Source organism: Enterobacter sp. 5-4 (genome assembly GCF_000612205.1).
In the GTDB taxonomy this organism is placed as follows: Bacteria; Pseudomonadota; Gammaproteobacteria; order Enterobacterales; family Enterobacteriaceae; genus Enterobacter; species Enterobacter roggenkampii.
The window spans coordinates 25,802-35,931 of the sequence record NZ_JFHW01000023.1 but is presented as its reverse complement, the minus strand read 5'-3'; the positions used below and the strand labels follow the sequence as shown (position 1 = coordinate 35,931).

The 10,130-nt window shown below is 58.5% G+C and carries 10 protein-coding genes; 3 read left to right on the top strand and 7 right to left on the bottom strand.

Going from position 1 to position 10,130, the window contains the following annotated elements; translation table 11 throughout:
• Positions 1-133 precede the first annotated feature (133 nt).
• From nei to AA74_RS0115445, 7 genes are all read right to left on the bottom strand, one after another.
• Positions 134-925, bottom strand: a complete 792-nt coding sequence (gene nei / locus AA74_RS0115475; protein WP_025912731.1) for an endonuclease VIII — start codon at positions 923-925, stop codon at positions 134-136.
• An 18-nt stretch (positions 926-943) separates the two neighbouring features.
• Complete coding sequence (pxpA, locus tag AA74_RS0115470; RefSeq protein WP_025912732.1) at positions 944-1,684, bottom strand: 5-oxoprolinase subunit PxpA; 741 nt, start codon at positions 1,682-1,684, stop codon at positions 944-946.
• Positions 1,671-2,603, bottom strand: coding sequence for a 5-oxoprolinase subunit PxpC (gene pxpC, locus AA74_RS0115465; protein ID WP_021241019.1), 933 nt, complete (start codon positions 2,601-2,603; stop codon positions 1,671-1,673). Before pxpC ends, pxpA begins: the two co-directional genes overlap by 14 nt.
• Positions 2,597-3,253: a 5-oxoprolinase subunit PxpB gene (gene pxpB / locus AA74_RS0115460; protein WP_021241020.1), complete on the bottom strand. Its 657-nt coding sequence runs from the start codon at positions 3,251-3,253 to the stop codon at positions 2,597-2,599. The genes pxpC and pxpB overlap by 7 nt, the downstream gene beginning before the upstream one ends.
• A 14-nt stretch (positions 3,254-3,267) precedes the next feature.
• Positions 3,268-4,011 carry a type 2 GTP cyclohydrolase I gene (locus AA74_RS0115455; protein WP_021241021.1) on the bottom strand — a complete coding sequence of 248 codons (744 nt, stop codon included), beginning with the start codon at positions 4,009-4,011 and terminating at the stop codon, positions 3,268-3,270.
• A 10-nt stretch (positions 4,012-4,021) separates the two neighbouring features.
• Positions 4,022-5,434, bottom strand: coding sequence for a deoxyribodipyrimidine photo-lyase (gene phrB, locus AA74_RS0115450; protein ID WP_025912730.1), 1,413 nt, complete (start codon positions 5,432-5,434; stop codon positions 4,022-4,024).
• Between the two features lie 340 nt (positions 5,435-5,774).
• Positions 5,775-5,981: a YbfA family protein gene (locus AA74_RS0115445; RefSeq protein WP_008501079.1), complete on the bottom strand. Its 207-nt coding sequence runs from the start codon at positions 5,979-5,981 to the stop codon at positions 5,775-5,777.
• Positions 5,982-6,290: 309 nt separating this feature from the next.
• On the opposite strand from AA74_RS0115445, the gene kdpF reads away from it, so the two are divergent.
• Genes kdpF through kdpB form a run of 3 tightly spaced genes read left to right on the top strand, consistent with a single transcriptional unit; the run spans position 6,291 to position 10,126 of the window.
• Positions 6,291-6,380: a K(+)-transporting ATPase subunit F gene (gene kdpF / locus AA74_RS1000000123000; RefSeq protein ID WP_014069365.1), complete on the top strand. Its 90-nt coding sequence runs from the start codon at positions 6,291-6,293 to the stop codon at positions 6,378-6,380.
• Entirely contained in the window at positions 6,380-8,059 is a 1,680-nt protein-coding gene (kdpA, locus tag AA74_RS0115435; RefSeq protein ID WP_025912729.1) for a potassium-transporting ATPase subunit KdpA, read from the top strand. The genes kdpF and kdpA overlap by 1 nt, the downstream gene beginning before the upstream one ends.
• Positions 8,060-8,077: 18 nt before the next feature.
• A complete protein-coding gene (gene kdpB / locus AA74_RS0115430) occupies positions 8,078-10,126 on the top strand; it encodes a potassium-transporting ATPase subunit KdpB (protein ID WP_008501077.1) in 2,049 nt (682 codons plus the stop codon).
• The last annotated feature ends 4 nt before the right edge of the window (positions 10,127-10,130 follow it).

The window sequence follows — 10,130 nt, the reverse complement described above, 5'->3', positions numbered from 1 at the left end:
TATGCCAGTTATAACTGTTACCCATGTATCCGGTCTAAAGTGTTACCCATGTTTCCGGTTCATACCCTAACGCTTACCGGGCCTACAAATGCGAAACGTAGGCCGGGTAAGGCGTAGCCGCCACCCGGCTTTTTTATTTTTGACAATGTGGACACCAGTAAAAGGGTCTCGAAGAGAGCATAATCCTGTCGATAATCCCGCCGCACCGCTCGCACTTCTTCCCCGCCCGATGAAACACCTTGAACCGGAACAGCGCCCCGTGGTGCTTGTTTTCATCTACGATGCCACGCGTGTTGTACGACAGCCGCGGGATGTCCAGCAGCGCGTGGGACAGCGCCTCCAGCTGTTCATCGCTCAGCTGAGAAGCTTTGTGCTGCGGTGCCAGCCCGACTTCCCAGAGGATCTCCACCCGCAGGTAGTTGCCAAGCCCGGCGAGAAAGGCCTGGTCAAGGAACAGGCCGGAAAACTGCCGGTTGCGGAATGTGGGCGATAGCAGCCGGGCCTTCACATCTCTCGCCGTCAGGCGCATATCCAGCACGTCCGGCCCAACCCGCTGTAAGAACGGGTGCGTGAGCAACTGCTCAGGCGTTAACATTTCGATATCAGAAGCGCTATAGAGCAGGATCGCCTTATCCGCCGTTTGCAGCCTGACGCGCAGCACGCGGGTCGTTTGCGGCTGTTCACCCGCCTCCACCACGCGCCACACGCCGTAAAGCTGGTTGTGGCTATATAACGTCAGGTTATGGGAAAAGTGCGTGAGCAACGCTTTGCCGCGCGTTTCAATATGCGTTACCGACTGCCCCACCAGCTGTGATTCAAACGGTTTCAGTTGAGGAAAAGCAAACCAGACCTCCGTCAGCGGTTTGCCCTTTATCGCCGCCTCGAGGCTATCCGCCGCGCGGCGGATCTCCGGGCCTTCTGGCATTTTTCTGTCCTTTTATGATTAATCTGCGCTGACAAGAATGCCCTCTTCAGCGAACGCGGCCCGCAGGCGGCGCGCGAACTGGAGCGCATGCTCGCCATCGCCGTGTAAACATACCGTATCAGCCTGAACGTGCGCCGTTGTGCCATCCACGGCGGTCACTCGCCCGTAGCGCACCATCTCCAGCGTCTGCGCCAGCGCTTTCGCTTCATCGGTAATCAGCGCACCGGCTTGCGTGCGCGGAACCAGACTGCCGTCCGGCATGTATCCCCGATCGGCAAACACCTCCTGCCGCGTGGTCAGCCCCAGCCGTTCTCCGGCACGAATAAGCTCACTGCCCGCCAGGCCGACCAGAATCAGCTGCGGATTACAGTCCCGCACCGCACGGGCAATCGCCGCCGCCAGTACCGGGTCTTTTGCCGCCTGGTTATAGAGCATACCGTGCGGCTTCACGTGACGCAGTACGCCCTTCCCGGCGCGAACCATCGCCTCCAGCGCGCCAGTCTGGTAGAGCACCTGCGCGTAGACCGTCTCAGGCGGCAGGTCCATCGCGGTGCGACCAAAGTTATCCCGGTCAGGGAAGCTCGGGTGAGCGCCAATCGCCACGCCATTTTTGATGGCATGACGCACGCTCTCCAGCATGGTTTGCGCATCGCCCGCGTGAAAGCCGCAGGCAATATTGACCGAAGAGACCAGCGTCATTAGCGCCGCGTCGGCGCTGCCGCCCTCGCCCAGATCGGCGTTTAAATCAATCTTTACCATCGAGCCTCCACGCCAGCTGTTCGAGATAGCGCTGCTGATCCTGCCGCGCCTTTAGCGCTTCCTCCAGCGAACACTGCACGAAGTGAATCGGCTGACCGAGGGGAATTTGCGCCAGATGGTAGCGATCGGCTTCAATAATGCAGGCAATTCGCGGATAGCCCCCCGTCGTCTGCGCGTCGTTCATTAAGACGATCGGTTGCCCGTTGCCTGGAACCTGAATAACGCCGGGCAACAAACCGTGGGAGAGCAGTTCCCGGTCGGTGGTCCGGATCAGCGGCTGCCCCTGCAGACGATAGCCCATTCGGTTACTCTGCGGACTAAGCTTCCACGGCGCGCGCCAGAAAGACTCTTTTGAGGCCTCGTCGAACTCATGATATTCCGGCCCCGGTAAGGCGCGGATCTGGTTTCCCCAGAGAAGTTGTTTCACCCCCTGAGCCGTCGAGAAGTGACGCGAAGAGGGCTTAATCGCCAGGCGATCGCCGTCGCGCAACAGACGTCCTTCGTGACCGCCTATCCCGGCTTTCTGATCGGTACTGGATGAGCCCAGCACCTCAGGCACATCAATGCCGCCAGCCACCGCGAGATAGCTACGCACGCCGTGCAGAGGACGCTTTAAGGTCAGACGCTGCCCGGCTTTCGCCCGCAGACGCCAGCCGGTCCACACCGCTTTGCCGTCCAGCGTGGCATCACAGCCGGCGCCGGTGAGCGCGAACCAGGTCTCCTGACCAAACTCAATGACACACTGACCGAGCGTAATTTCGAGCGCCGCCGTGCTGCCGGGGTTGCCCACCAGCACGTTAGCGATTTCCAGCGCAGGACGGTCCAGCGCGCCACAATAGCTCACGCCGGACTGGCGCATGCCAAAGCGCCCGGCATCCTGTACGGAGGTGTAAAGCCCGGCGCGAATAAGCGTTAACATACCCCCTCCTTCTGCGGGATAAAGCGAAGGGTGTCGCCCGGGCGCAGGAGTATTGGCGACGCCAGCGCGGGGTCAAATAACGGGGTGGCGGTATGCCCAATAAGCTGCCAACCACCGGGCGAAGCCAGCGGATATACGCCGGTCTGCTCGCCACCAATCGCGACCGTCCCCGCCGGTACGCTCAGGCGCGGTTCAGCGCGGCGCGGCGTATGCAGCCGGGGAGATAATCCCCCCAGATACGGGAATCCGGGCTGGAATCCCAGGAACCAGACGACGTAATCCACCGAACTGTGCAGTTCAACCACCTGCTTTTCGGTGAGCCCGCAATGGTCTGCGACCACACCAAGATCCGGTCCCCCCGTACCGCCATAAACGACCGGGATCTCAATGGCACGCGATTCCGGCTCCAGCGCCTCGCTCTCTTCCCACCAGCGCTGTAAACGCTCGATGGCATCCAGCGCCAGCGTATGCGGACTACGCAGCACCACCGTGATGTTATTCATCCCCGGAATGGCTTCAACCACGTCCGGCAGATCGACCAGACGCTGGGTTAGCCGCCAGATACGCTTTTGCGTGGCAAGGGTCACCGGCGGCTCGAGCTCCAGAACCACTGCCGTTTCTCCCAGAAGATAACAACGCGCTCGCTGCACTCAGGCACCTCTCATCAGGCCGGGTTAGGGATATCAATAAAGGTTACATCCAGATCGGTATTTTCCGTCAGCCACTCGCTGAGGGCACGAATGCCGCCGCGCTCGGTGGCATGATGACCGGCCGCGTAGAAATGCAGCCCCTGTTCACGCGCCGAGTGAATGGTCTGCTCGGAAACCTCGCCGGTGATAAAGGCATCAACACCGAAGCGCGCGGCGCTGTCGATAAAGCCCTGCCCGCCCCCGGTGCACCAGGCAACGCGTTTTACCAGGTCCGCGCCCGTATCGCCGCACCACAGCGGGCGACGCCCCAGGCGCGCTTCAATCCACGAGGCCAGCTCCAGTCCGGGAACCGGCATCGCCAGCTCGCCCCACGGCACCAGCGGCTCGATTTCGCCCATTACGGTTATCCCCAACAGCTGCGCAAGCTGAACGTTGTTGCCCAGTTCCGGGTGTGCGTCCAGCGGCAGGTGGTAACCGTACAGGTTGATGTCATTTGCCAGCAACGTTTTCAGGCGGTTGCGCTTCATGCCGCGAATAATCGGTGATTCGTTTTTCCAGAAGTAGCCGTGATGGACAATCACCGCATCGGCTTCCTGACGGACAGCCTCGTCCAGCAGCGCCTGGCTTGCCGTGACGCCGGTGATAATTTTCTGCACCGTTTCGCGCCCTTCTACCTGCAGGCCATTTGGGCCGTAGTCGCTAAAGGAGGCGGTATTGAGTTTTTCGTTAATCAGGCGTTCCAGTTCACTGTTTTTCATCTTTATGCTCTCAAACTTTTCGGGCGGCTTCGTACGCCGCCAGCGTGGCGGTGCGCGCCTGTTTATGGTCAACAATCGGGCGGGGATAATCGAGCTTTACGCCCTGTTTATCCGCCCATGCCCACGGGTCGTGGATTGCTTTCGCATGAACGTTCCTGAGCGCGGGCAACCAGCGGCGGATAAAGTCGCCGTTGGCATCAAATTTTTGCCCCTGAGTGGTCGGATTAAAAATCCTGAAATAGGGAGCCGCATCGGTGCCGGTAGAGGCCGCCCACTGCCAGCCGCCGTTATTCGCAGCGAGATCGCCGTCGATCAGATGAGAGATAAAATAGCGCTCTCCGATACGCCAGTCGATAAGCAGATCCTTCACCAGAAAGCTGGCGGTAATCATTCGCAGGCGGTTGTGCATCCACCCGGTTTCATTCAGCTGGCGCATGGCGGCATCAACAATCGGATAGCCCGTTTCCCCTTTTTGCCAGGCCTGTAAACGTGCCTCATCGTGCTGCCATTTTACGTTGTCGGTCCAGGGGATGAACGGACGATGCTTACAGAGATCGGGATGATACGTCATCAGATGGCGATAGAATTCACGCCAGATGAGTTCGTTCAGCCACACCGAACCCGCCCCACCGTCCATCGCCTGCGGCTGCTCGGCCAGAAGACGATGTAAACACTGGCGAGGAGAGAGTACGCCCAGCGCCAGGCTTGCCGATAAGCGGCTTGTCCCTTCAATCGCCGGGAAATCCCTGCGCGCGTCGTACTCTCCCGCGCCCTGTTTGCAAAACTGGCGCAGCTTCGCAATTGCTGCCTTCTCGTTTGCGGGGAACAGAAGCTCATCGAATGCCTGTTGGGGATAGTTAAACGTTAATTCAGGCAGCGTGGTTATAGCTTCCCCTCTGGCTGCGGGTGCGGGTACGCACTCCGGCAGCGCCTCTTGCAGGCGTTTAACAAAAGCATTTTTAAACGGCGTGAACACTTTATACATTTCATGGCCGCCGGTCATGACGCTGCCCGGTGCCAGCATTACGCTGTCATCAAATCCTTCACAAACCACCTCGCCCAGAATGTTCTCCAGTTGGCGATCCCGCAGCCGTTCGTTCAGCTCGTACTGGTAGTTATAAAAAAGATGCGTGACGCCGTTCTGCTGACATACCTCCCGCAACATCTTAAGCTGCGCGGCAAAGTCACTGACCTCTTTGTAGATCAGCGGGATACCTTTTTCAGCAAGTGAGTGTTGCAGATCGTTCAGATGCGATTTGAGGTAAGCCGCCTGCCGCGGGGCCATATCATGCTGCTGCCACTGTTCAGGCGTAGCGATAAACAGCGCCAGCACGCTGGCGTCATCGGAACGGCAGGCTGCCGCGAGTGCGAAGTTGTCATGTACGCGCAGGTCCGCGCGAAACCAAACCAGATGGGTGGGCATAAAACTCCAGGCAAATATCCATTATGTCCGTAAGGGCATGCCGTAAAAGGAAAAAGCATGCATTGAACTACTTTGCCATGAAGTGTAGACGGGTTGAAATAAAAAAGGCCGCCCAAGGCGGCCTTACAGACTGATGACAAGGTGCATGCTGTGCATTTCGCCCGGCGGCGCTACGCTTGCAAGGGCCTACAATGAAACATGCAATGCATTGATCTCTTTGCCCTGTGTAGGCCGGGTAAGCGCAGCGTCACCCGGCAAGAAAGACGGCTATTATGTGCCTGTAAACCCTGACGAGGGGCTATCGCTCCCCCGGCGTTTTTTTCTGGGTGTCGTCTTAGTATCAGTAAAAATCGCAGGTCGCTTTCTCGGCCTGATCCATCCACACCGGCTTCTCGCTGGTTTTCGCCCAGACGCGGTGCAGATAGCTATAAAAACGTGCACGATCTTTCCAGAACAGCATCACCGGCAGAGCCAGCACGCCAGCCACTACGGCGAAAGCGCGGCGCATGAACACGATATGAGCCGGAAACTCTTTATAAAGATCCATATTTTTCTCCCCTATAGTTGGCCGGAAACGTCATCCGGAAAATTCAAAATCTGTGACCTGGCTAAAATAATATCGCTTTGTTTGTAATTTTACTACTCATCCGACCACTTATTTTCGTCCGTTTAGCCAAAATTTACATTCACGCCGTAATTAAGTTACAAAAAAGTTAACGATTTACTTATCAATAGTTAAATTGTGGGTTTTGCCATTTTTATACTTTTTTTACACCCGCCCTTCTCATTTTTGCGAAATCTTTGCGCCATAAATCCTACCGTTAGCACAACAACAAAAGTCACCCGGAGGTGGATTGTGAGTGCAGGTCTTATTGCCGGCATCGTGCTGGTGTTCCTGTTATTGGGTTATCTGGTTTATGCCCTGATTAATGCGGAGGCATTCTGATGGCTGCTCAGGCGTTTTTGCTTATTGCCAGTTTCTTAGTGGTGTTGTTCGTCCTGGCAAGGCCACTGGGCTCGGGGCTGGCACGGCTGATCAATAACGTTCCCCTGCCCGGCACGGGAAGCGTTGAAAAAGGGATCTGGCGCGTACTGGGTATAGACGATCGGGAGATGAACTGGCGTGACTATCTGATCGCTATTCTGCTGCTGAATATCGTTGGCCTCATCGCGCTTTTTGCCATGCTGATGTTGCAGGGTGTCCTGCCTTTGAATCCGCAGCAGTTACCGGGCCTGTCCTGGCACCTGGCGCTAAACACGGCGGTCAGTTTTGTCACCAACACCAACTGGCAGTCCTATGCCGGTGAAACCACGCTCAGCTACTTCAGCCAGATGGTCGGGTTAACCGTGCAGAACTTCCTCTCTGCCGCCAGCGGTATTGCGGTGATCTTCGCGCTAACGCGGGCGTTTGCGCGCCAGAAAGTGAGCACGCTGGGTAACGCATGGGTAGACCTGACGCGCATTACGCTGTGGATCCTGCTGCCGATTGCGCTGCTGATCGCGCTGTTCTTCATACAGCAGGGCAGCCTGCAAAACCTGCTGCCTTACGCACCTTATACCTCGCTGGAAGGCGCAAAACAGCTCCTGCCGATGGGGCCAGTGGCGTCGCAGGAAGCCATCAAAATGCTCGGAACGAACGGTGGCGGCTTCTTCAATGCCAACTCGTCGCACCCGTTCGAAAACCCGACCGCCCTGACCAATTTTGTGCAGATGCTGGCGATTTTCCTGATCCCCGCCGCGCTCTGTTTCGCCTTTGGCGACGTGGTCAACGATCGCCGCCAGGGGCGTACCCTGCTCTGGACCATGTCGCTGATCTTTGTGGTCTGTGTTGCGCTGGTGATGTGGGCCGAATGGCAGGGTAATCCGCACTTCCTCTCACTGGGTGCAGATAGCGCAATCAACATGGAAGGTAAAGAGAGCCGCTTTGGCATTCTCGCCAGTAGCCTGTATGCGGTGGTCACCACGGCAGCGTCGTGCGGGGCCGTCAATGCCATGCATGATTCCTTTACGGCGCTGGGCGGCATGATCCCGATGTGGCTGATGCAGATTGGTGAGGTGGTGTTTGGCGGCGTGGGCTCCGGTCTTTACGGCATGCTGCTGTTCGTGCTGCTGGCGGTGTTTATTGCCGGTCTGATGATTGGCCGCACCCCGGAGTATCTGGGTAAAAAGATCGACGTTCGCGAGATGAAGTTAACCGCACTGGCAATTCTGGTCACCCCGGCTCTCGTGCTGCTCGGCACCGCGCTGGCGTTGATGACCGAGGCTGGACGCAGCGGCATCTTTAACCCCGGCATTCACGGTTTTAGCGAAGTGCTGTATGCCGTCTCCTCTGCCGCCAACAACAACGGCAGCGCCTTTGCAGGTTTAAGCGCCAACTCTCCGTTCTGGAACTGTCTGCTGGCGTTCTGCATGTTTGTGGGCCGCTTCGGGATCATTGTGCCGGTTATGGCGATAGCCGGATCGCTGGTGAACAAAAAAATCCAACCGACCACTACCGGGACATTACCGACCCACGGCGCGCTGTTTATCGGCCTGCTGACGGGCACCGTGTTGCTGGTCGGCGCCCTGACCTTTATCCCCGCCCTCGCGTTAGGCCCGGTCGCGGAATACCTCTCTTTACGCTGATTTTGCGGAGAAATTGTCATGAGTCGTAAACAACTGGCCCTGTTCGAACCGTCATTAGTTCGCCAGGCGCTCATGGATGCGGTGAAAAAGCTGAGCCCGCGCGTGCAGTGGCACAACCCGGTGATGTTTATCGTCTGGGCGGGAAGCGTCCTGACCACCGCCCTGGCGATTGCCATGGGAACAGGCCATATGCCGGGAAATGCGATGTTTACCGGCGCCATCAGCCTGTGGCTGTGGTTTACCGTGCTGTTCGCCAACTTTGCGGAAGCGCTGGCGGAAGGCCGGAGTAAAGCCCAGGCCAACAGCCTGAAAGGGGTGAAAAAGACCGCCTTCGCACGCAAGCTACGTGAACCGAAGTACGGTGCCCAGATGGACCACGTTCCGGCAGATGAACTGCGTAAAGGCGATGTGGTGCTGGTGGAAGCCGGTGACATCATCCCTTGCGACGGCGAAGTTATTGAAGGGGGCGCATCGGTGGATGAGAGCGCCATCACCGGCGAATCCGCGCCGGTGATCCGTGAGTCCGGCGGCGATTTCGCCTCCGTGACGGGCGGGACGCGCATTCTCTCCGACTGGCTGGTGATCCAGTGCAGCGTTAACCCGGGTGAAACCTTCCTCGACCGGATGATCGCCATGGTGGAAGGCGCACAGCGCCGTAAAACGCCAAACGAGATTGCCCTGACCATCCTGCTGGTGGCCCTGACTATTGTCTTCCTGCTGGCAACCGCGACGCTGTGGCCGTTCTCTGCCTATGGCGGCACCGCGGTCACCGTCACGGTGCTGGTGGCGCTGCTGGTTTGTCTGATCCCCACCACCATCGGCGGCCTGCTGTCGGCCATCGGCGTGGCCGGCATGAGCCGTATGCTCGGTGCCAACGTCATCGCCACCAGCGGGCGGGCGGTGGAAGCCGCCGGTGACGTGGATGTCTTGCTGCTGGATAAAACCGGGACCATCACCCTGGGTAACCGCCAGGCGTCAGACTTCTTACCCGCCCCGGGCGTGGATGAAAAAACGCTGGCGGATGCCGCCCAGCTCTCTTCCCTTGCCGATGAAACCCCGGAAGGCCGCAGCATTGTGATCCTCGCCAAACAGCGCTTCAACCTGCGCCAGCGCGACGTTCAGAGCCTGCACGCCACCTTCGTGCCCTTTACGGCGCAAACCCGCATGAGCGGAATTAACATTCAGGATCGCATGATCCGTAAAGGCTCGGTTGACGCGATCCGCCGCCACATCGAGGCTAACAACGGCCACTTCCCGCCGGAAGTGGACAGCCTGGTCGAAAGCGTGGCCCGTCAGGGGGCGACGCCGCTGGTGGTGGCCGAAGGCGCGCGCGTACTCGGGGTCATTGCCCTGAAGGACATCGTCAAAGGCGGCATCAAGGAGCGCTTTGCCCAACTGCGTAAAATGGGGATCAAAACGGTGATGATCACCGGGGATAACCGTCTTACCGCCGCGGCGATTGCTGCCGAAGCGGGCGTGGATGATTTCCTTTCCGAAGCCACACCGGAAGCCAAGCTGGCACTGATTCGTCAGTATCAGGCGGAAGGCCGTCTGGTGGCGATGACCGGCGACGGGACCAACGATGCTCCTGCCCTCGCGCAGGCCGACGTGGCGGTGGCGATGAACTCCGGTACCCAGGCCGCAAAAGAGGCAGGCAACATGGTCGACCTCGACTCTAACCCGACCAAGCTGATTGAAGTGGTGCACATCGGCAAGCAGATGCTGATGACGCGCGGTTCGCTGACCACGTTCAGTATCGCCAACGACGTGGCGAAGTATTTCGCCATCATTCCGGCCGCGTTTGCTGCGACCTATCCGCAATTAAACGCCCTGAACGTGATGCACCTGCACTCTCCGGCCTCGGCCATTCTGAGCGCAGTCATCTTTAACGCCTTGATTATTGTCTTCCTGATCCCGCTGGCGCTGAAGGGCGTGAGCTATAAGCCGCTCACGGCGGCCGCCATGCTGCGCCGCAACCTGTGGATTTACGGCCTGGGCGGGCTGGTGGTGCCCTTCGTCGGTATCAAGGTTATCGATCTGCTGTTGACCCTGTTCGGCCTGGTTTAAAAGG